The organism is Parabacteroides sp. AF17-28, assembly GCF_003479205.1.
In the GTDB taxonomy this organism is placed as follows: Bacteria; Bacteroidota; Bacteroidia; order Bacteroidales; family Tannerellaceae; genus Parabacteroides; species Parabacteroides acidifaciens.
The window spans coordinates 62,863-89,663 of the sequence record NZ_QUGV01000010.1 but is presented as its reverse complement, the minus strand read 5'-3'; the positions used below and the strand labels follow the sequence as shown (position 1 = coordinate 89,663).

19 protein-coding genes and 1 riboswitch are annotated in these 26,801 nt (G+C 48.6%); of the genes, 11 read left to right on the top strand and 8 right to left on the bottom strand.

Translation table 11 applies throughout. The annotated features are described in order from the left end of the window. Window positions 1-5 precede the first annotated feature (5 nt). Window positions 6-1,028, top strand: coding sequence for a sensor histidine kinase (locus tag DWW90_RS09265; protein ID WP_122344780.1), 1,023 nt, complete (start codon window positions 6-8; stop codon window positions 1,026-1,028). Then, a complete protein-coding gene (locus tag DWW90_RS09260) occupies window positions 1,025-1,723 on the top strand; it encodes a LytTR family DNA-binding domain-containing protein (RefSeq protein ID WP_122344779.1) in 699 nt (232 codons plus the stop codon). The genes DWW90_RS09265 and DWW90_RS09260 overlap by 4 nt, the downstream gene beginning before the upstream one ends. 6 nt (window positions 1,724-1,729) lie before the next feature. Here the strand turns inward: DWW90_RS09260 and DWW90_RS09255 are convergent, their stop codons facing one another. From DWW90_RS09255 to DWW90_RS09235, 5 genes are all read right to left on the bottom strand, one after another. Continuing rightward, window positions 1,730-2,941: a hypothetical protein gene (locus tag DWW90_RS09255; protein WP_122344778.1), complete on the bottom strand. Its 1,212-nt coding sequence runs from the start codon at window positions 2,939-2,941 to the stop codon at window positions 1,730-1,732. Window positions 2,942-2,993: 52 nt separating this feature from the next. Next, window positions 2,994-4,910, bottom strand: coding sequence for a DUF349 domain-containing protein (locus tag DWW90_RS09250; RefSeq protein ID WP_122344777.1), 1,917 nt, complete (start codon window positions 4,908-4,910; stop codon window positions 2,994-2,996). A 248-nt stretch (window positions 4,911-5,158) separates the two neighbouring features. After that, window positions 5,159-6,394, bottom strand: a complete 1,236-nt coding sequence (locus tag DWW90_RS09245; RefSeq protein ID WP_115500571.1) for a sodium ion-translocating decarboxylase subunit beta — start codon at window positions 6,392-6,394, stop codon at window positions 5,159-5,161. Further along, complete coding sequence (locus tag DWW90_RS09240; protein WP_122344776.1) at window positions 6,394-8,313, bottom strand: biotin/lipoyl-containing protein; 1,920 nt, start codon at window positions 8,311-8,313, stop codon at window positions 6,394-6,396. Before DWW90_RS09240 ends, DWW90_RS09245 begins: the two co-directional genes overlap by 1 nt. A 23-nt stretch (window positions 8,314-8,336) precedes the next feature. Beyond that, the gene (locus DWW90_RS09235) at window positions 8,337-8,618 is read right to left on the bottom strand and encodes an OadG family protein (protein WP_122344775.1); all 282 of its coding nucleotides are present in this window, start codon (window positions 8,616-8,618) and stop codon (window positions 8,337-8,339) included. 982 nt (window positions 8,619-9,600) lie between these two features. Here DWW90_RS09235 and DWW90_RS09230 point away from each other — a divergent pair. From DWW90_RS09230 to DWW90_RS09205, 6 genes are all read left to right on the top strand, one after another. Next, window positions 9,601-10,566: a tetratricopeptide repeat protein gene (locus tag DWW90_RS09230; RefSeq protein WP_122344774.1), complete on the top strand. Its 966-nt coding sequence runs from the start codon at window positions 9,601-9,603 to the stop codon at window positions 10,564-10,566. Window positions 10,567-10,708: 142 nt separating this feature from the next. Then, the gene (gene rpmH, locus DWW90_RS09225; protein ID WP_005633099.1) at window positions 10,709-10,861 is read left to right on the top strand and encodes a 50S ribosomal protein L34; all 153 of its coding nucleotides are present in this window, start codon (window positions 10,709-10,711) and stop codon (window positions 10,859-10,861) included. Window positions 10,862-10,981: 120 nt separating this feature from the next. After that, the gene (locus DWW90_RS09220; RefSeq protein WP_115500559.1) at window positions 10,982-11,614 is read left to right on the top strand and encodes a PASTA domain-containing protein; all 633 of its coding nucleotides are present in this window, start codon (window positions 10,982-10,984) and stop codon (window positions 11,612-11,614) included. A gap of 2 nt (window positions 11,615-11,616) precedes the next feature. Further along, the gene (locus DWW90_RS09215) at window positions 11,617-12,696 is read left to right on the top strand and encodes an RluA family pseudouridine synthase (protein WP_115500558.1); all 1,080 of its coding nucleotides are present in this window, start codon (window positions 11,617-11,619) and stop codon (window positions 12,694-12,696) included. Between the two features lie 2 nt (window positions 12,697-12,698). Beyond that, on the top strand, window positions 12,699-13,676 hold the full coding sequence (locus tag DWW90_RS09210) for a D-alanine--D-alanine ligase (protein WP_122344773.1): 978 nt from the start codon (window positions 12,699-12,701) through the stop codon (window positions 13,674-13,676). 5 nt (window positions 13,677-13,681) lie between these two features. Continuing rightward, window positions 13,682-14,839: a 1-acyl-sn-glycerol-3-phosphate acyltransferase gene (locus DWW90_RS09205; RefSeq protein WP_115500556.1), complete on the top strand. Its 1,158-nt coding sequence runs from the start codon at window positions 13,682-13,684 to the stop codon at window positions 14,837-14,839. Between the two features lie 58 nt (window positions 14,840-14,897). Here DWW90_RS09205 and DWW90_RS09200 read toward each other — a convergent pair whose 3' ends face one another. Then, entirely contained in the window at window positions 14,898-18,860 is a 3,963-nt protein-coding gene (locus DWW90_RS09200; RefSeq protein ID WP_122344825.1) for a hybrid sensor histidine kinase/response regulator transcription factor, read from the bottom strand. Between the two features lie 225 nt (window positions 18,861-19,085). Here DWW90_RS09200 and DWW90_RS09195 point away from each other — a divergent pair, with 225 nt between their 5' ends. The 3 genes from DWW90_RS09195 (at window position 19,086) to rocF (ending at window position 22,683) form a co-directional block, all read left to right on the top strand. After that, a complete protein-coding gene (locus DWW90_RS09195) occupies window positions 19,086-20,318 on the top strand; it encodes an MFS transporter (RefSeq protein ID WP_122332010.1) in 1,233 nt (410 codons plus the stop codon). 253 nt (window positions 20,319-20,571) lie between these two features. After that, window positions 20,572-21,780, top strand: a complete 1,209-nt coding sequence (gene rocD / locus DWW90_RS09190; protein ID WP_122344824.1) for an ornithine--oxo-acid transaminase — start codon at window positions 20,572-20,574, stop codon at window positions 21,778-21,780. A 6-nt stretch (window positions 21,781-21,786) separates the two neighbouring features. Then, window positions 21,787-22,683: an arginase gene (rocF, locus tag DWW90_RS09185; RefSeq protein WP_115500553.1), complete on the top strand. Its 897-nt coding sequence runs from the start codon at window positions 21,787-21,789 to the stop codon at window positions 22,681-22,683. Window positions 22,684-23,235: 552 nt separating this feature from the next. On the opposite strand, the gene DWW90_RS09180 is transcribed toward rocF, so the two are convergent. Together DWW90_RS09180 and DWW90_RS09170 are read right to left on the bottom strand one after the other, a co-directional pair. Further along, window positions 23,236-25,674, bottom strand: coding sequence for a TonB-dependent receptor (locus DWW90_RS09180; RefSeq protein ID WP_122344772.1), 2,439 nt, complete (start codon window positions 25,672-25,674; stop codon window positions 23,236-23,238). A gap of 342 nt (window positions 25,675-26,016) precedes the next feature. Beyond that, window positions 26,017-26,370: a hypothetical protein gene (locus tag DWW90_RS09170; RefSeq protein WP_122344771.1), complete on the bottom strand. Its 354-nt coding sequence runs from the start codon at window positions 26,368-26,370 to the stop codon at window positions 26,017-26,019. 154 nt (window positions 26,371-26,524) lie between these two features. Continuing rightward, window positions 26,525-26,729, top strand: a riboswitch (cobalamin riboswitch). Window positions 26,730-26,801 lie beyond the last annotated feature (72 nt).

Below are 26,801 nucleotides of genomic sequence, written 5' to 3'. Positions count from 1 at the left end.
CAGCCATGAAGATATTACCCCGTTTATATCCGTTGTTTTTAGGAATCGTGATGTTCAACTTCATCCGGTTGACGACCGACTTGGCGAAGAATGAAGCGTTTTGGGCTAATTCGATGCGGTTTCATCTGCAGGCGTTGGCGGTAACGGTCTTTATGTGTTACGTCTTTGATTATGAAAGCCGCTACTTCCTCGATAAGGTTAAGCCCCGGTTGAATCTGTCTCCGGCTGCCGAGTACTTCTTAACGTTTCTCAAGTTGTTTGTGATGGTTAACCTGCTTATATTTGTCGGTGATCATGTCGGGCTTCTGCATTTGGGAAACACCTGGGTCGATTATGTTATAGCCGATGTGATTTATATCCCTCTTCTTTTCATGTATTACATCCTGCTTCGCAGCGGGAAGATGGAGAAAGAGCTGCAGAACCGGATCTTGCAGTTGGAAAAGATTAAGGTGGATCAGTTGGAGATGGAATTGAAGTTCCTGCGTTTCCAGTATCATCCGCATTTCCTGTTCAACGCTTTGAATACGGTTTATTTCCAGATCGACGAGACAAACGAAGCTCCCCGGCGGACGATCGAAATGTTGTCCGACCTGCTGCGTTACCAGCTCTACGGGGGAAGCCAGAAAGTCCCGGTGCAGAAAGAGATCGACTATCTGCGTACCTATATGAATATGCAGAAGCTGCGGATGAGTGAGCGGTTGAGGCTGGACGTCTCTTTCTCTCCTTCGCTCTGTGAACAGCCGGTTTATCCGCTTTTGTTTCTGCCTTTGGTGGAGAATGCCTTTAAATATGTGGGCGGTGACTACCGGATCGATTACCGTATGACGGATGAGGCAGGGAAAATCCTGTTTGAGATTACGAACAGTCTGCCTCCTCTTCCGCCTTCTCCGTCCGGGAAAAAGGGGATCGGGCTTGAAAACCTGAAACGGAGGTTGGAGCTTCTCTATCCTGAAAAGCACAGTCTTGTCGTTAAGAAAGAACCGGAATTGTATTCCGTAAAACTCATGATAGAAATCGATACATTATGAATATAAATTGTGTGATAACAGATGATGAACCGGTTGCCCGGAAAGGCTTGCAGTCGTATGTGGAGAAGGTGGATTTTCTAACCTTGACTGGCGTATGTGAAGATGCGATCCAGTTGAACACCTTGTTGAAGGAGCAGCAGCCCGATTTGCTTTTCCTGGATATCGAGATGCCTTACCTGTCCGGCCTGGACCTGCTTTCCACGCTGGCGAATCCTCCGAAAGTGGTCATCACCTCCGCCTATGAGCAGTATGCCCTGAAGGGATATGAGCTGGATGTCGCCGACTACCTGCTCAAACCGATCTCTTTCGAGCGTTTCCTGAAAGCGGTGAACAAGGTGCATGCCACGTTGCAAAAGGAAGCTCCTGCCACCGGCGATGATCCTTATCTCTTTGTGAAAAGTGATAAGCTGATGAAGAAAATCTATCTGAAAGAAATCCTGTTTGTCGAGGCGGTCGAGAACTATGTCTGTATTTATACCCCTGCGGGCAGGACGCTGGTGCATTCCACGATGAAGAACATCGCCGCTTCCCTTCCCGAAGACACGTTCCTGCAATCCCACAAATCCTACATTATAAACATCGCCCGCATCGATCTGATAGAAGGAAACATGCTGCATATCTCCGGCCATAAGATTCCCGTCGCCCGCAACCTGCGCGAGGCGGTGATGAGGCGGGTGTTGAGGAATACGTTGTGAGCCGGCTTAGAATATGAGCATATAGGCCCGGTATTTCGTCTCTTTCGTTACCGGGCAGAGGGGGACGTAGCCTTCTCTTATTTTGCCGTCTTTCATTTCGAGCGGGTAGGCTTTCTTCATGAAGCAGTGATGCTCGTAGGCTTCTCCCGGTTTGCTTTGGTATGTGATGTGCATATCGCCGCGTGCGTGTGGCGCCAGATATTTCTGGCTGATGCGCAAGGCGACCATGCCCATTGTGTACCGCATGTTGACTTCTATGCAAGGATGTATGGCGAATGAATTGTCGGAAGCTTTGCGGTAAACCAGCATATCCACTCCCAGGTAGCCGGAATAGATCGAGCCGTATATCTGCCGGACTGCTTCGCGCACAGACTCTTTCAACCGTTGGAAGGTGTCGTCTCCGAAGTGCTCGATAAAGAAACTTTCTAAATGTGACTGCTCTCCCAATACATTACCGGAATAGGCTCCTTTTTTTTCTGCTCCGAATACGGAAAGGCCTTCGTAGCGTACATTCCCTTTTCCGTCCGAATGGAATTCCATGGCAAAGTCGAGGTGTTTGTCGAGTGCGCATTCGATGCTGACGCATCCCTGTTTGTTGAGCGCCCCCTCTATCCAGGTGCGGTCTTTAGCCGTGAGTTTGCGTTCCGGCAACCAGAGGAGTCCTCTGCCGGAGGAAGAATAAGGGGTTTTCAGTACAAAAGGAGCCCTTTGGAGAATCAGGTATTTTTCCACTTCCCTTATCTTTTTGCAGAATTTCGGTGCAACGGGGAAAGCCATCTCCGGCATCAGTTCCCGTATTTTGTCCAGACATTCGGCTGCGGTCTGACGGCCTGTCAACCGGGTATAATCATCTTTCCATTCGGGGATGGCAAGATCCAGGTTGCCATTTTGCTTGAGCTTGTTGAAGAGATGGAGGCTTTGAGGTGAAACACCCCAGGGAGCTGCTTCCATTTGGGGCAGATTGTTCCCTTTTCCTTCAAGCTCTTTCCGGGAGATAGGGGTTGCAAAGGGTTTGAGTTCTTTTGGTTGCAAAGAGAAGAAACGGGGAGAGATGAGTTCTTCCGTGAAAACAAAATCTTCCGGGTCTGCATACCAGACAGGAAGATAGGCCAGCTCCCGAATCATTCTTTGTACGTTGGTCGGGGGAGTATAATTTTCAGAGCCTTGGAGTATGGCTGTTTCGTGTCCCGGGTTGAAATAGTGTAATTTAGATCTCATATGCAAAAGAAAAGCAACGAAGCCGTCCGGTTAACGGGCGGCTTCATATGTTTTATTCCAGATTCTCATCGATGGCATCAATCTTTTTGACGATAAGTGCCATCTCGTCTTTTAGTTTTTCAATCTTACGTTCCATCTCTTTTACCAATCCGCCGCCGCCTTTGGAGGAGATGCTGAGGAATCCGATGTTGTTTTCGTAGGTCTGAAGTTCGTTCTTCATCCGTTCGAACATACGCATCAGTTTTTCCCGTTCGCCGTAAAGCTTTCCTTTTCCGCGTTCACCGCCGCTCATATCGCTCAGGTTGTTGCGGAATGTCTGCATCTTGCGGTCGTTCTGGTCGACTTTGAGGCGGTCGAATTGTTTGTCTACCGCTTCATGATATTCTTTGTATATCTTGTCTTTTTCCTTGAACGGGACATGGCCGATGGTGTTCCATTCCGCCATGAGTCCTTTTAAGGTGGCAAGAGCTTCATCATGGTTAGTCTCTTCTATTGCGTTGATCTTCTCGATCAGTGCTTTTTTAGCAGCCAGATTTGTCTGTTCTACGCTCTTTTGGGAAGAAACATTTTTATTCTTTTGTTCAAAGAAATAATCGCAGGCCGAGATGAAGCGTTTCCAGATGGCATCGGAATGTTTGCGGGCAACCGAACCGATCGTTTTCCATTCTTTCTGCAAGGCGATCATCTTTTCGGTAGTGCTCTTCCATTCAGTGCTGTCTTTCAATGCTTCCGCTTTTTCGCACAAGGCTTTTTTCAGTTCGAGATTCTTTTCCATCTCTTCCTTGATGCCTTTGTAGAATTCGCTTTTGCGGTTGAAATAGACATCGCAGGCGGCACGGAAGCGTTCGAATATCTTCACGTTGGATTTCTTCGGTGCGAAACCGATTGTTTTCCATTTTTCCTGCAGGGATATCACTTCTTTGTTCTTCTCTTCCCAGTCTTTGAATGATTTCAAAGCGGAGTAGTCGATGCCCTCTATTTGTTCGCAAATAGCTGTCTTTGCTTCCAGATTCTCCTGCTCTTTAGCTTTCAGACCCTCGAAGTGTTCCTGATGGCGCTTGTTGATAATTGTGGAAGCGGCTTTGAAGCGGGCCCACAAGTCTTCGCGCAATTCTTTGGCAACCGGACCGATCTCGCGCCATTGCTGGTGCAGTTTCTGAAGCTGGTGGAAAGCGGATACGACGTCCGGTTCTGTCTGCAGTTTCTCGACTGTTTCGCAGAGGGCGGTTTTCAATTCCAGATTCTTCTTGAAGTCGTAATCGCGGAACTGGTTGTTTATCTTAATGATGTCGTAGAACTTTTCACTGTATATCTGATAGTTCTTCCACAGTTCGCTTACATGCTCCTGCGGAACAGCTTTCACTTCTTTCCATCTCTGCTGGATGTCTTTGAAGTCGTTGTATAGCTTGTTGAAGTCTTCCTGGCTTTCTGTCAGGGCTTTCAGCTGGTCGATCAACTGGAGCTTCAAGGCGTAGTTGGCAGCCTTTACGCGTTCTTCTTCGGCAAGGATAGCGGCCCGTTTTTCTTTGTAAACAGCAAGCAGGTCTTTAATCTTGTTTTCTGTTTCATCTTCGGGAGCAACGAAATCTTTTTCTTCACCTCCGTCTTCCAGAAATGCTTTCTTCAATTCGTCCACTTCGCTCCGGTGGATTTTGTAGTAAGCCTGTTTGAGGGCTTCCACCTCGTTGCGGGTTGCATCGGCTGCCGCTGCAACCAATCCGGTCAATTTCTCCAGAATTTCTTCTTTCGATAATTTTCCCGCAGCCGTAGCCACATCATCGCCTGCCGCAGTTTCGTCAGTGCTGACTTCTGCTTCAGCAGATGTCTCTTCCGCTACAACTTCGGCTTCCGGTGTTTCATTCGTTACAACTTCTTCCGCCGTGTCTTCCGGTGCCGTCACCGGGGCTTTAGTTTCTTCCAATTTGCCGGTTTCTTCGGCAGGCAAATTAGTTTCGTGAGTGTCCATCATATTCAATCGCATTTAAGAATAAGGATAAATGTATCCTATATCAAGTCACAAATTAAAGTAAATATTTTTGGATTTCAGCATTTGAAAGCGATTTATTTGCGAGAAAATGTTAAAATAATAAATAAAAGGCAGTATTTACCGGACGCAGATAACGCAGACGAGCACAGAATAACGCAGATATTATCAATTCAATAAATAAATCTGCGTTATTCTGCGCTCGTCTGTGTAGTCTGCGTCCAGTTTATGGCTTATCCCAGGAACGAGATCAGCACGCCGGCAGCAACGGCAGAACCGATTACGCCGGAGATGTTACTGGCCATGCAATATTGGAGTACATGGTTCTTGGGATCGTACTTCAGGGCGATTTCGTTGGCTACGCGCGATGCCATCGGCACAGCGCTCAGTCCGGTCGCTCCGATCAGCGGATTGATCTTCTTTTTAGTAAAGAGGTTGAACAGCTTGACAAAGAAGATACCGCCTGCGATGGAGAGGGCAAATGCGAGGAAGCCGCCGATCACGATACCGATTGTCGTGAAGTTCAGGAAGGCTTCTGCCGTCATAGTAGCCCCAACCGATAATCCTAAGAATATGGTTGCCGCATTCATAATGCTGTTTGAGGCAGCATCGAACAGGCGGAATGTGTTTGTCCCGATTTCCTTTACCAGGTTACCGAACATCAGCATACCGATCAAAGGCACTGCACTCGGTACGAACAACGCCACAACCGTAGTGACCACGATCGGGAAAATGATCTTCAGCACGCGCAGGTTCTTGATCTCCGTGGTAGACGGATATTTCTTTTCCTGCTCCTTCATGTTGATACACAATTCCTTTTTGGAGCAGAACAGTTTGACTACCAAAGGTATGATAACCGGAACCAATGCCATATAGGAATAAGCCGCGATTGCGATCGGTCCTAACAGGTGCGGAGCTAACTTGATTGTCGTAAAGATTGCCGTCGGTCCGTCAGCGCCGCCGATAATCCCTAATGCAGCCGCTTCTTTCGGAGTGAATCCCATCAGGATAGCCACCAGCAAAACGGTAAAGATACCTAACTGGGCAGCCGCTCCGAATATGGAAAGCCGCAGGTTGCGCAACATTGGCCCGAAGTCCGTCAGCGCTCCCACACCCATAAAGATAATAGGAGGAAGGAACCCTGTCTTGATCAACATATAATAGATGAAGTTCATCAATCCCAGTTCATGGGCGATGTCGTGAAGCGGCATTTCCCAGATGTTCTTCATCACTCCATGTATGTTGATCAGGCCGTTCTCGTCTGCCTGTATCACTCCCATATCGCCTCCGGGAAAGTTGGCAAGCAACACGCCGAATGCGATCGGTACGAGCAATAACGGTTCATACTGCTTCTTGATACCTAAATAGAGCAGGATGAACGCAATGGCATACATGATCAGGAACTGCGGTTCAGCAATGATGTTGCTGAACGCAGTCATCTCATACAAATTTTGAAATATCTCGTTCATTATTGTATTGTCATTAATACGTCATCTTCCGAAACCGCGTCACCGGAGGCCAGGCAGATTGCTGTGACAGTCCCGCCAAATTCGGCGCGTACGGCATTATACGTTTTCATGGCTTCCACATAACAGAGCACATCCCCTTCTTTCACTACATCCCCGACTTTTACAGGCGTGTCGGAAGCTCCTTTCACCAGGAAGAACTTGCCTTCTAACGGCGAAAGTACTTCTTTTCCGGCTCCGGCAGGTGCAGCGGCAGGCGCTGGTGCGGCAGCGGGAGCAGCCGGCGTTTCCGGTGCAGGGGTTGCGCCTGCGGTATCTCCGAATGCGACGGTAACTTTGAATGCCTGTCCGTTTACATCGACAGTCATGACCTGGGGTGTGGTCGGCATTGCCATCGTTACGTTGGCTGGAGCTACGGCAGGCGTTGCAGCCGGTGCTACGGGTTTGGCGGCACCTTGTTTCTCCGCTTTCTTCTTGGCGACATCCGCCTTGAATTCCACTTTTGCCTTGCCTGAACGATAAGCTTCGTACTGGGCGGGATGCATGGCATATTCAAACAATTCTTCGTCGTCTTCGCCTGTTTCCCATTGCTTTTCGTTCATCAGCTTGCGGTATTTGTCGAGTGAGTCAGGATAGTTGTCCTGCGGGTTGCCTTCGAAAAATTCGCGTCCTTCGGCTTTTGCCTTCTCGATGATTTCGGGAGCCAACGGTCCCGGCAGGCGTCCTGCCTTGCCTAAAATCATATCCCAGATATCGTCGGCAATCATACTCCAGCGGGCTTTGCCTTTTTCCATCTGCATTACGTTCATAAGGGCCAGATTCTTGACATACTGGCTGAACGGTGTTACCAAAGGAGGATAACCGACACGCGGCCATACATAAGCCACTTCGTCGAACAGCTTGATCAGCAGCTGATCCTGGCTCATAAGCGGCTTATTGTTCTTGATATTGTTTTTGTTGATCGTTTCCAGATTCTTTTCGAGGTCGGACATCAGGCTGCCCATCATGCCGCCCGGCAATCCCGGGCCGATCAGCAATGAGTTCATCAGACGGTTTTTCGGGCTGATATACAATCCTAAGAAGTCATCCATAAATTCCTGAATCAGGCTGCGAACCTTCATGTAGGCTTCCATATTGATTTCCGGTACTTTATAACCGGCGTCTTTCAGCATCGCCTGTACGGTCAGCAGGTCGGCATGTCCTGTTCCCCATGAAAGCGGTTCCATGCCCACGTCGATGTAGTCGCAACCGGCATTACAAACTTCGAGGATGGAAGCCACGTTGAAACCGGGACCGGCATGGCTGTGGTACTGAACCGGAATTTCCGGATGCTTGGCCTTGATGTTAGCCACGATCTGTCCTAACGAGTGCGGCCGGCCGATGCCTGCCATATCCTTGATACAGATTTCGTCCGCTCCCAATTCGATCAGTTCCATCGCCATCTTGGTGTAGTATTCGACCGTATGGATCGGGGAGTGGGTGATACACAACGAACATTGTGAGATCATTCCGGCTGCTTTCGCATATTTAATGGAGGGAGCGATGTTGCGGACGTCGTTCAATCCGCAGAAGGTACGGGCGATATCCGTCCCCTGTGCTTTCTTGACCTGATAGAACAACTGGCGCACGTCGTCGGGCACCGGGCTCATGCGCAATCCGTTCAGTGCACGGTCGAGCATATGTGTTTGTATACCGGCTTCATGGAATGGTTTCGTCCATTCGCGTACAGCCCTGTTAGGGTTTTCACCAAATAATAAATTAACCTGTTCAAATCCTCCGCCATTGGTCTCTACACGGGCGAAGCATCCCATTTCGATGATGGCAGGTGCTACCCGCGTTAGTTGGTCAACGGTGGGAACATATTTTCCGGCAGATTGCCACATGTCACGGAAGACCAAACTAAATTTGATTTCTCTCTTCATGATATTTTTATGTATAAATGCAATTATAATTTCTCGATTTTGACAACCTTACCCTGACCGCCTGTCACAACACTGACGGCCGATACGATAGCGGCAGTTGTCTGGTTTGTAATTCCGCCGGCCGGCGAAGCGGGCACCGCCTGTCTTTGCAGTGTCACCTGTTTTTTTACAATGATCTCTTCGGGTGCATATTTGTTGACCAATACGATCAGCCCCTTCCCAAGATTGATAACGATTAGCAGAATGGCAAAAACGGTGGTCATCCCAACTACCATTAACAAAAGTCCAGTTTCCAAGTTTTCCATACTCATAAATTGATAGGGAGGCGTGCGGTTGGTGTGGCTGGCACAATCCTACCCAAGTTAAAAAATCTGGCACAAAATTAGTAAAATGTCTGAATCCAGCTTTATGCTCCGATATAAAAATACAAAATATAACGTTCCTTTTTTCTGAAAAAGTTATAATTTGTAATGAACTTTGGTTTTTATGTTATGAATGTATATGGTTAACTTGATAATTTGTTTATTTTGAAACCAACTCATCCTTTTATATGCACCGTTCTTCGATGGGTATGGAAGTTGTTCCTGATTTTCGAGGGCTTATTGTATAAAACGTATTTTTTTGGCTCGAAAGGCATCCGAAACAAAACAAATGTTAATCCGCTTTTTTGACCTCAAAAAGGGACTTTTCTCTCTTTTTTGAGCGTTTTCACCAATTGCGACCGTCCTAATCGCCATTACGACCGTGCTAATGTGTAGTGCACTCGGCAGCTCGCGAAGATTAGGACGGTCATAATGGCGATTAGAACGGTCGTAATTGAAAAGAGGACCGTCTTAAGGGCAAAAAAGCCCCTGAATTTCCTTGGGATATTTGGAACGCCGTCCGTTTTATTTTCAAATATTCGATTCTTCGGGAGTTAAGGTTTATCACTTTGACGGTGTTTCTGCTTTCCGGTAATCAAATTGTACGTTTTTTCAGACTGCCTGCGCACCTCTCTCCATCTACTGTCAGTAAAGAAGATTAAAATCGTGAAAAGAGTCAATTCAAAATCGATCAAGATTTCGGACGAAATAGAAAAATGGCTGAAAAAGGGGATATTGTATATTCGTCAGGTTTGCAGGAAGTTTAAAACTTGACATATTTGAAACAATAAATGATCTGCGTTCGTCTGCGTCGTCTGCGAAATCTGCGTCCGGTAATACATACATAGCGATGCACCGATAAATCATCATTTACAGGTTCATTATTTTTTATATCTTTGCCGTTCGAAACTAATAGCAAGACGTTATGGGAAACTTTTTTACATCTTTATTCTCGTCATCCAAGGCTGCAACGCCGGAGGAGGAAAAAGCAAAGAGCGATCAGAAGAAATTCGATATATTGAAATACGATGGTGTCCGTGCCCAAAAGATGGGGCAGGTGGCGTATGCAATCAAATGTTTTACCGAGGCATTGAACCTGCAGGAGGATTTTGAGACGATGACTTATCTGGTTGCTGCCTATACGGTTGCAAATAAGGCGGAAGAAGCGCTCGAAGTGCTGAACCGGATGGTCGAGCTGGAACCCGACCATATCAATACGCGTCTGACAAGGGTAAGCGTGCTTTTTATGCTGGATAAAGATGCCGATGTGATTGCTGATTGCCAGCATGTCCTCGAACTGGAAGATACGAACCACCTGGCATGGTTTCTGATGGGGAAGGCAAAACGGACCACTGCCGATCCGCTGGGTGCGATTGCCGACCTGACGAAAGCTATTGCCTTGAAAGAAGATTTTACGGACGCCTACCTGATGCGTGCCCAGATATTATTATCTATGTCGCAGGCAGCCGAGGCGCTTCCCGATGTCGAAAAGGCGATCGAGCTGGCCCCCGAAGAAGAAACGACTTATCTGCTGAGAGGCCGTATTCATGAAGCAATGGGAAACTTGGATGCCGCTGCTGCCGACTATCAGAATACATTGGAGCTGAATCCCTTCAACGACGAAGCCGCCTTGTTGACCGGCAATCTGCTGATCGCGCAGGAGCGTTTGGATGAAGCCATCTCTTTCTTTGACGAAATGATCGACCTGAAACCCGAATTTGCCAAAGCGTATGCCGAACGTGGTCGCGCCAAGAACCTGAAAGGTGATAAGGAAGGCGCTTTCGAAGACCTGAAGAAGTCGATCGAACTGAATCCCGAAGGTGACGAAGCGCAGAAGTTGGAGGGACAGCATACGAACTTTAATGATATGTATAAGGGAGGGATATTTTAACTGCCTTCCGTTTTCAAGCAAGGTGCGGTTGTCGTTTGCTGAAAGTTTTTTGAGGCAACTCTTTGTTTATTAAAAAAAAGCCTCTATCTTTGCAGCCCAAATTGGTATGAGAATAAGATAATAATAAATAATATACAGAAAGATGAAAAGAACATTTCAACCTTCCAACCGGAAAAGAAAGAACAAGCACGGCTTCCGTTCAAGAATGGCTACAGCTAATGGCCGCAGAGTATTAGCTTCTCGTCGTGCTAAAGGAAGAGCTAAATTAACAGTTTCTGACGAATACAACGGATAATTCTTTCCGTTTGAAGATTTTTCATAAAGAAAGTAGAGGTTTTTACTAAAAAGCCTTTACTTTCTTTGTTTTAACGGCTTTGTTTTCTACTTTTGACCCGCCTACAAATACAAGATAGAAATGAAAGACTTTTTAGTTAAGCTGATAAAAAATCCGTACGTCTTAAATTTGTTGCTGGCTGTCGTCGTAGCCTGTGCTCTGGTATTCGGAACACTGAAGTGGCTCGACTCGTACACCCGGCACAATGAGGCTGTTGTGGTGCCGGATGTCAAAGGACTGAGAATCGAAGAAGCCGCTGAATTTTTCAAGAATAGTAATTTACGCTATAACGTGATCGACTCCGTCTTTTCTAAAGATGTGAAGCCGGGTGCGATTGTCGAGCTTGTGCCGATGGCCGGCTCGAAAGTGAAAGAAGGACGTATCGTGTTCATCACGGTGAACGCGCTTACCTCGCAAATGGCGACGATTCCGGAAGTGGAAGACCTCTCTTTCCGGCAGGCTTATGCCATTCTCCGTGCCCGCGGATTTGAAAAGATCGAGATCGAATATGTGCCCGGTGATTTTAAAGACTTGGCTCTGAGTGTCGAACTGAACGGACGTACGCTCCAAAAGGGCGAACACGTGCCGCTTACCGCTCCGCTGGTCCTGAAGGTCAGCAGCGGCGATGCAGAGATGCCGGCAGACTCGCTCGGGTTGCCGGACGACAGTGTTCCGGTCGAATCGTTGGATAGTGAAGAAGAAAACTGGTTTTAACTATGGATGAGTTTTTGGACGAAATGGATGATGAACAGGTAGATGACCTGTTGCAGCCGGAAGAGGGCGAAGATAAGGCTCCTCAACTGTATGAACACTTCCGCTTCGTTGCCGATCGCGGACAGTCGTTGTTGCGTGTGGACAAATTCCTGGTCGACCGCATGTTTGGGGCTACAAGGAACCGGATACAGTCGGCCGCCGATGCCGGTTGCATCATGGCGAACGGTAAGCCGGTGAAGAGTAATTACCGGGTGAAGCCGGAAGATGTCGTGACGATCATGATGACACGGCCTCCGCGGACATTCGAGATTCTCCCTGAAAATATTCCGATTAAAATCGTGTACGAAGATGACGACCTGTTAGTGGTGGATAAGCCGGCGGGACTCGTGGTGCATCCCGGACACGGAAACTATACAGGCACGTTGGTGAATGCCCTTGCCTGGTATCTGAAGGATGATCCTACGTACGATCCGAACGATCCCGCGTTGGGACTCGTGCACCGCATCGATAAAGACACATCCGGACTGCTTGTTGTCGCCAAAAAACCGGAAGCGAAGGCGCATCTCAGTATGCAGTTTTTCCATAAGACAACCAAACGCGAATACCGTGCATTAGTGTGGGGCATCGTGCGTGAAGACGAAGGCCGGATCGAAGGCAACATCGGCCGCAACCCCCGTGACCGCATGCAGATGATCGTTTTTCCCGAGGGAGACCAGGGCAAGACGGCTGTTACGCACTATTCCGTACAGGAACGCTTAGGCTATGTCACGCTGGTGAAATGCCGTCTCGAGACAGGACGTACGCACCAGATCCGCGTCCACATGAAATATATCGGCCATACCCTGTTCAACGACGAACGTTATGGCGGAAATGAGATATTGAAAGGAACAACCTCTTCTAAATATAAACAGTTTATCGATAACTGTTTTGCCATTTGTCCCCGTCAGGCGCTTCATGCCAAGACGTTAGGTTTTGTCCATCCGACTACAGGCGAGGAAATGTTTTTTGATTCCGAAATACCTGCCGACATGACTGCATTGATCGATAAATGGCGCGTATATGCAAATACTAAAGAACTATAAAGATGAAAAGGAACATTGCTATTGTAGCCGGAGGTGATTCCTCCGAAATTGTTATTTCTTTAAAAAGTGCTGAAGGAATCTACTCTTTTCTTGATAAAGACAAATATAATGTATATATTGCCATCGTTAAAAGAAACGAATGGGCAGTGAAACTTCCCGGAGGGGAACATACGCCAATAGATAAAAACGATTTCAGTTTCCGCGAGAATGGCGAGGTTAAACATTTTGATTTTGCTTATATTACGATTCACGGTACTCCGGGAGAAGACGGACGCCTGCAGGGTTATTTTGATATGATCGGAATGCCTTATTCTTCTTGCGGAATGTTTGTGAGTGCGCTTACTTTCAATAAGTTCGCCTGCAATCACTATCTGAAAGGATTCGGTGTCAATATTGCCCGTTCCATACATTTGTTCAAAGGACAGACGGTTACGGACGAAGAAGTGGTCGGCAGCCTCGGGCTTCCGGTTTTTGTCAAACCGAACGATGGCGGTAGCAGCTTCGGAGTGACGAAAGTGAAAGAGGCTTCGGCGATCCGGCCGGCTATCGAGAAGGCTTTCGGCGAAGGGCGCGAAGTGGTCATCGAAAGTTTTATCGAGGGGACCGAGGTGACGTGCGGTTGCTATAAGACAGCGGAAAAGGAAGTCGTGTTCCCGCTTACCGAAGTCGTAACGGATAATGAGTTCTTCGATTTCGACGCCAAGTATAACGGCCAGGTGCAGGAGATTACACCGGCCCGCATTTCTGCAGAACTAACAGAAAAGGTACAACGCGAGACATTAAGAATATACGATATATTGGGCGCCAAAGGCCTGATCCGTGTGGATTATATTATTCCGGCAGACGGTGAACCGAAACTGCTCGAAATCAATACCACTCCCGGCATGACGGCGACCAGTTTTATCCCGCAGCAAGTACGGGCTGCCGGTCTGGATATAAAAGATGTAATGACTGATATTATAGAAAACGAGTTTAACTAAAAGATATGGAAGTTCCGATTAATAATTTTGACGATATTCGTCCGCTGAATAACGACGAGGTAAAAGATGCGATCGAATCGCTTGTTGCCAACGAAGATTTCGAGCGGGCCTTTCGGTATATAGAGCCGGATGTGAACTGGAAAGAGTTTTCCGAAACCATGCGCTCCTTTAAGACGAAAGAAGACTTTAAGTCTAAATTGGCGTATGAGGCAGTTATGTTAGTGGCAAACAAGACCACTTTCTCGCTGACGATTTCCGGCCGTAGCCGTTTACCGAAGGATAAAAAGCCTTGTACCTTTATTTCTAATCACCGCGACATCGTGTTGGATGCTTCATTCCTGAATGTCATGCTGTATGATGTGGGTTATGGAATGACACAGGTAGCCATTGGTAATAACCTGTTGATCCGTCCCTGGATCGAGACGTTGGTACGCCTGAACAACAGCTTTATTGTCAAACGTAATATCCCGGTGCGCCAGATGTTGGAAGTGAGTAAGGTGCTTTCCGCTTATATCCGCCATACGATCACCGAGACGAAAGAGTCTGTCTGGATTGCGCAGCGTGAAGGCCGCGCCAAGGATTCCGACGACCGTACGCAGGGCAGTATCCTGAAAATGTTGAACATGAGCGGCGATAAGGATTTCCTGTCGAACCTGATGGAGTTGAATATCTTTCCGGTAGCGATCTCTTACGAGTTCGACCCGTGCGACTTCCTGAAAGCAAAGGAATTTCAGCAGAAACGCGACGATCCTGAGTTTGTAAAGTGCCAGCGCGACGACCTGTTGAGTATGGAGACCGGTATTCTGAATAACAAGGGACGTGTCCACTTCACCCTGACTCAGCCGATTAACGACCAGCTTGCCCGGTTGGACCCGAATATGGAGAAGAATGAACTGATCAATGCTGTTGCCACTATTATCGACAAGGAGATTTATAAACATTACCGTTTCTATCCCTGCAATTATGTAGCTTATGATATGCTGACCGGAACGCACCGTTTCAGCGAACACTACGGCTTAAAGGATAAGAAGCAGTTTGAAGAATACTTGCAAGGCCAGTTGGATAAAATCGTATTACCGAATAAGGATGAAGCATTCCTGCGTACAAAGATGCTGGAAATGTACACAAATCCGCTGAAGAATTTCCTGGCTAACCAGGAGTAAGAACAAGTAGTAATAACAAAAAAGGCACGGATCGATATAATCCGTGCCTTTTTTGTTATTACTTATTCTCTTTCGCATAATTCGACGGGCTCATGCCGAACTGTTTGATGAAGGCGGACCAGAAATAGGACTGGGAACTGAAACCGGTTGCTTCCGATATCTCGTATATCTTCATGTTTCCTTGTATCAGGAGTTCGGCCGCTTTTTTCAGACGGCTGATCTTGATCAGTTCATTGGGTGTCAGGTCGGAGATGGCGCGGATTTTCCGGTACAGGGTCGGGCGGCTGAGGTGCATCAGGTCGGCAATCATGTTAACGTCCAGGTTGGGGTTGCCGATATGTTCGTTGATAATCTCGTTCAGCTTTTCGAGGAAGTTCTCATCCGCCTTTGTGTATGCCATCGATTTCATATTGGCAATAGGGGAGTTGAAATAGAACTTGCGTATGTTGTCGCGGTTCGAGATCAGGTTGGATATCTGTGCCATCAGCAGGCTGGTCGAGAAAGGTTTGTCCAGATAAGCGTCCGCCCCTAACTCCAATCCTTCGAGGCGCGACTGCATCGTGTTCTTGGCCGTCAGCAGGATGACCGGGATATGGCTGAATTCTATATCTGTCTTTACTTCCTTCAACAGGGAGAAACCGTCCATTACAGGCATCATCACATCGCTGATAATAAGTTGGATGCTATGTTTCTTCAACAGTCCGATCGCTTCCGCTCCGTTCCCGGCCAGCGCTACGTTATACAACTGGTTGACTTCGTCGGCAATGAAAGTTGCCATTTCCTTATTGTCTTCAACGATCAGGATTGTCGGGCGCGATTCATCGTGGATGAAGTCCGTCCGTTGCGGCGTGGCCTGTGCCGTAACCTCTTCTTCCGTCTGTTTGATGGATTCCGGGAGCTTGACCGGCAAGGTCAGGCGGAACATGGTCATGGACGGGCCATCGGCAAACTTCGCCAGTTGAAGGGTGCCGTTATGCATCTCCGCCAGCGAACGCGCTAAGGGCAGTCCGAGTCCTGTACCGGGCTTGCTGCCGGCATCTCCTGTTATCCGGTAGAAAGGTTCGAATATCTTTTCCCCTATTTCAGCGGGGATCGGCTTGCCGTCGTTGATAAAGTCGATCGTGAATGTCTCGTAGTCGGGTGCGAGCTGCAGGCGCACGATGATACTGCCTGCCGCATATTTGATCGCGTTGGAGAACAGGTTGCTGAATATCTTGGTAATCGCTTCCTTATCTACAAATACATAAAGTTCGGATAGCGACAGGTCGAGGTTCAGCAACAGGCCGTTTGCCGTAGCCGATTCCTGGAAGCGTTTGGCAGTCTCGGTCAGGAGCGTGACGATCTCTGTCCGGACGAAACTGAGGCGATATCCTTCTATCTCCGTTTTGCGGAAGTCCAACAGTTGGTTGACCAGCGACAGAAGGCGCGATACGTTTTTGTCCATCAGTGTCAGTGATTTGCTTTCCTTTTCACCGATCTTATCGGACTTCAGGAGCCGTTCGAGCGGATTCTTGATCAGGGTGAGCGGTGTGCGGATCTCGTGGGCGATATTGATAAAGAAGTCTATCTTTGCCTGATACAGCTCCTTTTCTTTTTGGTCTTCGAACAACTGCATATTGTAGGCCATCGCCCGTTTGGTCTTCAGCCGCCAGGACCAGAACGATCCGGCTATAATGGCGAGTATGACACCGATGTAGGAAGCATAGGCCGTGTTCGAAGCCCACCAGGGCGGCAAAACGGTTATATTTAGCCGTGTCGGCGTGTCGCTCCACGTATTCGACAGGTTGGCGGCGCGTACCTCGAAGGTATAATCGCCCGGATGTAGCTCCGTGAAATAGACCGTGTTACGTTCGCCTATGGGAATCCATTCCGTATTACCCATCCGGTATGAATATTGGATGGATTTGGGCGCGATGAAATTGAGGGCGGAGAAGTTGATGCTGAAAGTGGACTGTTTGTGTGTCAGCGTGATTTTCTTTGGCTCCGATTCGGCGGAACAGTTGATAATCCGTTTCTCGCTTTCTTCATTCTGGATTTCCAGGCTACCCAAGTGCACATTCATCATTTCGGCGGTCGGAATGACTTCGGACGGATTGAAGTGGATGAAACCTTTTACGGAGCCGAAGTAGAAAGTCCCTTCATTATCTTTGAAAGCCGAGTTGTCGTTGAACTGGCGGGTGATCAACCCATGCGACTCGGTGTAGGTCGTGATTTTCCCCGTTCCGGGTTCGAGGCTGACCAGGCCGTTTGCCGTACTGATCCACATATGCTCGTTCTCGTCACGCAGGATACGGAAGGCGACGTTGCTGGGCATGCCGTTCTTTACGGTGTAGTGCAGGGATTCGCCTGTCTGGAAATCATATTTGATTACGCCTTCCACGGTTGCAAACCACATGTTGCCATCTTTGTCTTCGCAGGCGTCGTTCACGAAGTTGTGCCGTTGTGTGTTCAGCTTGTCATATGGCAGGTACATGCCGGAATTACTGATCGGGTTATAGTAGAAACTGCGGTTGAACATACCGGTCCAGATTCTGCCCAGGCGGTCTTCGTAGATACAATTCACCGCGAAAGGCGGAAACTGCGGGGCGTAGAGGAAACGGTCGTTCAGGAAGTCGTATTTATACACGCCGTCATCGGTGCCGACATATATTTGTCCTTCCTGCGAGACTTTGATGCAGCGTATGGCACTGTTTTTCACTGTTACCGAATCTTTCAACAGGTTGTAGTGTTTGATCACTTTCCGCGTCTTGATATCCATCAGGTCGATGCCGTGGATGACATGTCCGATCCAGAGCCGGTCGCCCGATGCGGCCAATCCCCGGATATTGGTGTGCGACAGTCCGTTGCCTCCCGGTACCGGCTGGTAGTTGGTGAAGGTCCCGGTTTTCTTTTCCAGACAGTTGATGCCGGCATCTTCCGTCCCGACCCATATATTCCCATATACGTCGGTACAGATATCCCGGATCACTTCCCCCTTCATCGAGTGCTGCCCGTCCCAGGGATAGTGTACGTGGAATGGGCGGAAGGGAGAATAATAGTTGAGGCCGTTTTGGTGGAAACAAATCCAGATGCCGTTTTCCCTGTCCCGGCAGAAGGCCGAGATGAAATGGCTCGACAGGGCGTATGGGTCCAACGGGTCCTGCCGTATGCGGGTACATTCTCCGGTGTCGATCTTATAAATGAACAGTCCGGAATCCGTTCCGACCCACAGTTCATTGGCGTCTTTTTCCAGAAAGCTGTTGATCAGGATCGTAAGCTGGTTGATCTTTTGGATATTGAGGTCCTGATAGTCGCATGTCGCAGGATCGAATATCTTGACGTCGTCGTGCTCGAAAGCAATGTAGATACGGTCGCTTGTTGGCGAGGGGTAGAGCATGGACAGCTTCCGGGGTGTGTTCGGGGAAGAATGGGTGAATACATTATAAGACTCCGTCGTCTCGTCTTCCGGATTTAGCAGCATGATATGGCCGTCCGAGCTTCCGATCCAGATATTGTTTTCGCGGGTGATGCAGAACGAGGTGTAATTCTGGTTATTCTCGGAGGAGAAGATACGGAACTGGTTGTCTTCCGTGTTATACTGGATCAGGTTTCCATCCATCAGTATCCAAAGCTTGTTCTCCTTGTCGAACTGGAAAATGTCGATGCCCTTGTCTGCGGTAAAGGAGATATGCCGGAATGATTCCTTCTCGTCATTATATTGGTAAAGGCCCGAAAGCGTCCCGACCCACAGGTTGCCGTCGTGGTCGCATCCCAGGCAGGTGATCCAGTTGCTTCCCAACGTCTCGGTTTCGTCGGGGTCGTTACGGAAGACTTTGAAGGTGTAGCCGTCGAAGCGGTTCAGACCGTCCCGCGTCCCGATCCAGACATATCCTTTTCCGTCCTGCACGCAGCAGGTCGCCATATTGTCGCTAAGCCCGTTTTCGACCTGGTAATGGCGGAAAAGGTAGTTGCTGTCGTCGGCGTATGTCCGGGTGAGACAAAATATAAATAGGATTGATAAGATTAACTTCAGGTACTTCATATGCGATTTTGCTATTATGGGCGAAAGATACGGAAAAATGCAGTATGGGTTTTCATTTATTGTATCACGGATTTCATAAATCATCTCAATAGGGGTGAGATTCGCAGAGAATGAGATAAATACGGGAAAGATTGCAACAAGGTCGGACAAACCGGCCTGAGGGAATCTCTACATTTGTATCATGTAAAAACACAGGTCGTAGAAACCTTTTATTCTAATAATCATATGAACACTCTTACTTCAAAACAAGGATTCGGAACAAAAGTTCAGCTCTGCACGATGATGTTTATGCAGTATATGCTGAGTGCCGTATGGTGGGTTCCGCTGGCCGCTTATCTTTCCCATACGCTAAAGCTGGAGGTTTACCAGGTGTCGTTAGTGTTGAGTGCGATGGCGATCGGTGCGATGGCTTCTTCCTTTATCGGTGCGATTGCCGACCGTTATTTTGCGGCGGAGAAGATATTGGCCGTACTGAATATACTAACCGGTGTCTTTTTGCTTTTTGCCGCACAGCAGGATTCGTTTGCCCCGTTGATGACATTCGTGGTGTTGGCGATGCTTTGCCACATGCCGACACAGAGCCTGACCAGTACGATTGCCATGAGCCATACGCCTTCGGAGCAGTTCCCGCGTATCCGTATGTTCGGTTCGGTGGGGTGGGTCGCTTCGGGTATCTTCAGTGTGATCGCGCTCCATGTGATGCATCTTCCGGCTTTCGACGATACGAACTTGCCGATGTATTGCGGTGCCGCCGTCTGTTTCATCGCTGCCCTTCTGAACCTGAGACTTCCGCATACGCCTCCTTCGGTCGATAAGAGTGCCGGTATCTCGGTTATGGATATCACCGGATTCAGCGCCTTCTCGCTGATGAAAGATAAGAATTACCGAGCCTTTATGATCCTGACGTTCCTGGCTATCATTCCGTTCAATCTGTACCATGTATATGGTTCGATGATCCTGGCCGACGAACAGGTACAGAATATAACCGTGACGCTGAACCTCGGGCAGTTGGCCGAGATGTTTTTCCTCGTCATTACCACTTGGATATTGATCAAGTCCGGGATCAAGAATACCCTGATCTTCGGTATGATCGCCTTGGTGGTCCGCTACGCATCGTTCTATCTCGGTGCGGAAACCGGACAGCAGTGGTTCTATTATATTGGAATTATTGTGCACGGATTGATTTTCGGTCTCTTCTTCGTGGGTGGCCAGGTCTATACGGATAATGTGGCGCCCAAAGAGATGAAGGCGCAGGCGCAAGGGTTGCTTTTCTTCCTGGTATGGGGCATCGGCTTCCTGATCGGGACGCTCTGGAACGGTTGGCTGATCGGTCTTTTCCGCGACGGGGATAAGTGCGACTGGCCCGTTGTCTTCGCTATTTCGACAATATTCTCATTCATATTATTGATCCTGTTTGCCTTATTATTCAAACCGGTAGCATTAAAGACTAATAAATAACAATAGAGTAATAAAGTAATAATTTTATCAAACCTTTTAATTCTCAAGATTCATATATTATCACGCCACATTTTTTGAGAAGGGATGACATAACAGTCGTCCCTTCTTCTGTATGGGAATGTGTCAAAAGTATGAACTGACTTATGTTTCTTAACATATGCGTTTTGGTGACAATGTGTTAGCGCAATTTCTTACCTTTGGCTCATGGACGTAGGAAACGCTTACAGTCTGCTAATTTTAAATCTGAATGAAGATGAGACCGGAAGATTACATCACCCGCGAGGGGAAGTATGGTGCACACAACTATCATCCCCTGCCTGTCGTTCTCCAAAAGGGAGAAGGCGTTTATGTTTGGGACGTGGAAGGAAAACGTTATTTTGACTTCCTGTCCGGTTATTCCGCCCTGAGCCAGGGGCATTGCCATCCGAAGATCATTAAGGCGCTGATCGATCAGGCGCAACAACTGACGTTAGTGTCGCGTGCTTTCCACGCCGATGTGCTGGGCGAGTATATGGAGTTCGCCTGTAAGTTCTTCGGGTATGACAAGCTGCTGCCCATGAATACCGGAGCCGAAGCGGTCGAAACCGCTCTGAAGTTAGCACGTCGCTGGGGATATCGGGTAAAAGGGATTGCTCCTGAACGGGCTAAGATCATCGTTTGCAGCGAGAACTTCCACGGACGTACCATCACGATCATATCCATGAGTACGGACCCCAGTTCGTACGCAGACTTCGGACCCTATACGCCCGGTTTTATCAAAGTACAATATAATAATGTGGCGGAGTTGGAAGAGGCTTTGAAAGATCCCGACGTGGTCGGCTTCCTGCTGGAACCGATACAGGGGGAGGCCGGTGTGGTTGTTCCCGACGACGGATATCTGCGTGCTTGCTATGAGCTGTGCCGGCAACATCATGTACTCTTTATCGCCGATGAGATCCAGACCGGTATCGGACGGACAGGTAAGTTGCTCGCCTGTGATTATGAGGCTGTTCATCCCGATATACTGATTCTCGGTAAAGCCCTGTCGGGTGGCGTTACGCCCGTGTCGGCAGTCTTTGCCAACGATGAGATCATGTTGACAATCGCTCCGGGTGAACATGGTTCCACCTATGGCGGCAATCCTTTGGCTGCGCGTGTGGCGATAGCGGCCCTCGAAGTGGTGCGCGACGAGCATCTTTCGGAAAACGCATTCGAGATGGGTGCCCTTTTCCGTAGCGAGATGGAAAGGATCGACAACCCGATGATCAAACAGGTGAGGGGTAAGGGACTGCTGAATGCCGTCGTGACCGAACCGCGCGGAGGCAAGGTCGCCTGGGATATCTGTCTTGCCTTGAAAGAAAACGGGTTGATTGCCAAGCCGACGCACGACCATATCATCCGTTTCACGCCGCCGTTGGTGATTACGCGCGAGCAGATGATGGAGGCTGTCGGCATTATAAAAGATACATTTGCACAATTCTGATTGCCTATGAAGATAAATGTGATAGGAGTTCCCCTGAATTTAGGGTGCGACCGCGAGGGAGTGGAGCGTGCCCCGAACCACTTGCGCGAACGGGGGCTGATGGCTTTGATCCGGAAGAACGGCCACCGGGCTTTCGATCTGGGTAACCTGTATGTCCCGTCCGTTTCGGAAGCGGATAAGTTTGCCCGTGGGCAGAGTATGAAATATCTGGATGCGATTGTCGAGGTCAACAATAATCTGGCGGAGCTGGTCTATGACACCTTGCGTGGCGGCGCTTTCCCGCTGGTGATCGGCGGCGACCATTCGTTGGGATTAGGCAGCGCTTCCGGAGTGGGGAAGTGTTTCGACGATTTCGGTATTATCTGGCTGGATGCACACGGCGATATCAATACGAGCGAGACGTCTCCGAGCGGCAATATCCACGGAATGCCGCTCAGCGCATTGATGGGGATGGGAAGCGAAGAACTGGTGAATGTCTATGCTCCCGGCAATAAGGTGAATCCGCAGAACGTCTTTCTGGTCGGTACCCGCAGCCTGGATGAAGGCGAACAGGAGTTGATCGAACGTGAGCAACTGAGTGTCTATACGATGGACACGATCCACCTGAAAGGCATCGGTTTTGTAGCCGAAGATATCAAGCGGAAGCTGAAGGAACGGAAGATACGCAATGTCCATTTCAGTATCGACGTGGACAGTATCGATCCCCGCTTTGCTCCCGGCACGGGTACACGTGTCTGCGAGGGGCTGATGCCGGACGAGTTCAAAGACTTCGTCGAACATATGCTTTCCACCAACCTGATCAAGTCGATGGACCTGGTAGAACTGAATCCCGAACTCGATGTGAATGACCAGACGACGGCACTCTGTCTGGATATCATCGATTACATAACCTCCAGGCTGTAGGATATTTCTAAAAAAGGGTAGGCATCGCTTTGGAAGAGGCCATACATTTATAAGAAATTGTGAACTTGTAAATGATGATTTAACGGGGTGCTTGCTCGTATTTACCGGACGCAGACGGGCGCAGATTACGCAGAGGAACGCAGACTTATTTTTTTTAAACAATAAACGATCTGCGTTCCTCTGCGTCGTCTGCGAAATCTGCGTCCGGTAATACAAACGTAGCTACGCACCGATAAATCATTATTTATTGTTTCAAATCAGGCAAATAGTGAATCAATAACGGATAAACATCGGTCCTCTATTGCATGTTACGGCTGTATTCCTTTCATGTCACAACTGTCTTCCTTCTATGTTACTATTGGATTTCTTTTGTTTCACGGCTGTGACATGAATAGCGGGTAGGGACGGAGGGGGCACACATCCCGCATCGTTCATTCTATCTGCCGGGTTATTCATTCCTTTACGGCACTATAGCTTCATGAAGTACTGCACTTGTTGACACGGAGGGCGGTTCGCGAACCGCCCCTACGAGGTCTGTTTGTTTCGTATCTGTCAAAAACTGAACCGGGCACCGGCATAGTAAGTACGCGGACTTCCCGGGCCGTAAATATAGCCGGAATCACGTGTCGCTCCCCTGTCGAAATCGCTTTGATAGGAATTGAACATATTCTGTACGCCGGCATTTAACTGTAAGGTCATGTTAGCGGTCAGTTTGAAGTCGTAACTCAGTTTGGCTCCCAATTCAAAGAAATCCGGACTCTTTACCAAAACATCTGCCCTCCCGTCTACCTGTGACAGCAGATGGGGCACATACATCCGTCCGGTGTAATTCCCGTTCAGGGCAATCGTAAAGGGTTTTACCGGTGTATAGGAAGCTGTAAAATAACCATACAAATTGGGGGTACGCAGGATCTTGTCACTGTTGCGTTCGGCATCCGTCAGATGCGCTTTGTCGGCGCTCCACTCTTCCGGGTTGTCGTACAGGCTGTGTTGAACCGTGATACCGGCTTGTAGCTGCGCCTTGTTCCGGTAAGCGATCTTACCTTCCAGAGTCCCTCCATAGACTTTGGCGCCCGAACCGTTAGTACGGGTCTGCACCAGTGATCCGTTGTCTGCCTCCACCGGGGCGGAAAGGACAAAAGGATCATTCAGTTTGGTGTAAAAGCCCTCAAATAAAAGGTTCAACTGGAAGTCCCCGAAGAAGTGATACCAATCCACCGAGCCGTTCACACTCCGCGAACGCTCTTCCTTCAGGTCCGGGGAGCGGACAATGGAAACGCGGTCGCCCCCGACGTTGCTGATATGCAGGTCTTCATCGAAAGCCTGCGGGGCGCGGAATCCTTCGGCATAGCTCAACCGCAGGTTTATGTCGTGTGTCGGATTATAACGCACATTGGCGCGCGGGCTGAAGATGGCTTTATCCATGATGCTGTTCTTATCGATACGTCCTCCGATCAGGAAACTCCACTTTTCGTTCTTCCATTCGTTCTGTGCATACGCACTCCAGATATTGATGATCTGGTGCAAGGGCGCCGGCGTGTATTTATCGATCAGTTCCTGTAGGTGCTGTCCCGTTGCCGTCGGGTCTTCAGCCAGAGCGGCATCACGGTATTTCTGCATATCGGTCGCACGGTCGTCCAGATCGTCATGGCTGAACTCGATACCCCCGGTCAGATCGGCCGGCATGAACAGGCATTTATCGAAGCTATAGATATATTGAGCTCCCAACACTCCGGTGAAATCCGTTGTCCGGCCATAGGCACTGTAATAGCTGTCGCGGTGGATGTGTTGCCCGGAAGCGTACAGGCTGATGTTGTGTTTCTGGTTCGGAGTGAAGATGTTATACTTCAAGCTTCCCGTATTGATGGAATGTTGCAGTTGTTCGACAAGGCCGGCTTCACCTGTCCCGTTCAGGCCGGCATCTTCAGCGATGTGCGGCGGCAAATCCATACCGCTGCCGCCCCGGCGGAATTCTTCCATGTGATGATATTCCAGATTGAGCTTGGAATAGGCGCTGGTTTTATAGAAACCGTTGAACCCGATTGTCTGGTTCTTCAACTTAGGCAGTTCGGAGAAGCCGTCCCCATTCGAATCCCAAGCCGAACGATAGCGGTTTTGCCCGTATATGTAAGCACCCATCTTGTTGTCGGAAGAGACCCACGACAGGTTGAGCGTCGTGTTATTGTCATAAGCCCCGGAACCGTCCATATTGGAGATCGTATGTCCGAAAGTTCCGGAGTTGCGGATCGGTTCCTTCGTGATAATATTGATCGTACCGGCAATGGCAGACGAGCCGAACAGGGCGGAACCGCCTCCACGTATCACTTCGACGCGCTCGATCATATTCGCCGGAATCTGTTCCAGCCCGTACACGCCGGCCAAAGCGGAAAAGATCGGACGGGAGTCGATCAGGATCTGCGTGTACTTCCCTTCCATACCGTTGATACGAACCTGCGAGTAACCGCAGTTCTGGCAATCGTTTTCAACACGTACGCCCGGTTGGAAGACCAATCCTTGCGCCAGGGTCGTGGAGTTTGTCTTTTCGAACATAGTCGGACTGAGCACCTTCACCAAGGTGGGAGCCAGACGGCGTTTCGTCTCGTTCCTGTTTGCCGAAACGACCACGCCTTCCAGCGAGATCAAGTCTTCTTCGAGTTCGAAGTTCAATTCCTGTGTTTTGCCTTTTTGTGTCTTCACTTTCTTCGTTACCGTCTTGAAGCCGATAAAGGACACCTCGACCGTAAATTCGCCTTCCGGCAGGTTCTTCAGCATGTAATGTCCGGAGTCATCGGTTGCCGTACCGATGGTCGTTCCTTTCAATACAATCGTGATTCCCGGCATGTGCTCGCCGGTCGACTTATCTACGACATGGCCGAATATATTGGCATCTGTCGGGTTCATCACTTCTTTATCAATCGCATAGCTGTTGTTTGCCATCACTGCCGAAACGGCACAGCAAAGGCATAAGAAAAGTATAATAATCTTATTCATTGAGTTGTCTTTTAAAATGATTTGTAGTAATAGTTATTGTTACTTTTGGCTTGATCCAAAAGTAACCAAAAGATCAAGGCCGAACCTGCTTCGCTACTCCGTTCCCTCCGTTCGCTGTCGCGTCTGAAACTCGCTTCGCTCAGACAGCAGACGCTCTGGACGCTCACTGCGGTCTCTGCGCTTTACGCTCACCAGCTTAGGCCGGAAGTAGAGCCTAATGGCTCTGTTGAGGATTGTGATACTGTCTGTTTCTTTGCGATTCCGCATCGAGTGCGGGAACGGTTAAGCCTTGATCTTTTGGTTACTTTTGGATCAAGCCAAAAGTAACAGACAAATTATAATTTAAAAGACAAAAGGCGGCGCCCTCAACGAAACACTCCCTAAGACAGGGCGGAGGTGAGCCGGATAGACCGGACGGTTGGTAAGAATACAATAGGCGGTCAGAAGTGCCGCAATCAGCACGTGGGTAAAGGCTGCCCCGCTGATCTGAATAGTCGAAAGCTGGTGCAATAACTGGAACTCGGCATAATTATGTTCTTCCTTGGGAGTTCCGTCGTCATTTTTCTGATAGGGATGGGAATGGACAATCGTTACCCCGTTCACAATATGGACGTGGGTAAAAGCGATCAGACACCCCAAGTACGAAATGAAAAGTACCGGAAGCGCAATCCTCAAATATGTCCTTAATTTATCCATGTATCGCCAACTATACGATATAACAACTATTCAGGTTGCAAAGTTCGTATATTAAGCGATGATATACAATCCCTATTTGTAGGTATATTACACTTCATTCTTACAACATACATCCGTTTTAATCCCGCCTTCTTGTAAGAACAGACTTTTTTCGTACCTTTGCCGCAGTTTTGGTTTCACAGCTCCCAACCGCTACGGGAGCGTGATGAAAAGGGAATCAGGTGCAAATCCTGAACAGACCCGCTGCTGTAAGTTCCTTCCAAATCTTTGAATACGCTATAGCCACTGGCGAGAAATCGCTGGGAAGGCATTCAAAGACGGAACAAGTCAGAAGACCTGCCAATACAGATATAGTTTTAATGCTTTCGGGGAATAAAGCAGCAAAACATCGAGCCTGATCAGTCTTTATCCTGCGTAAAGAAATCGTTCTC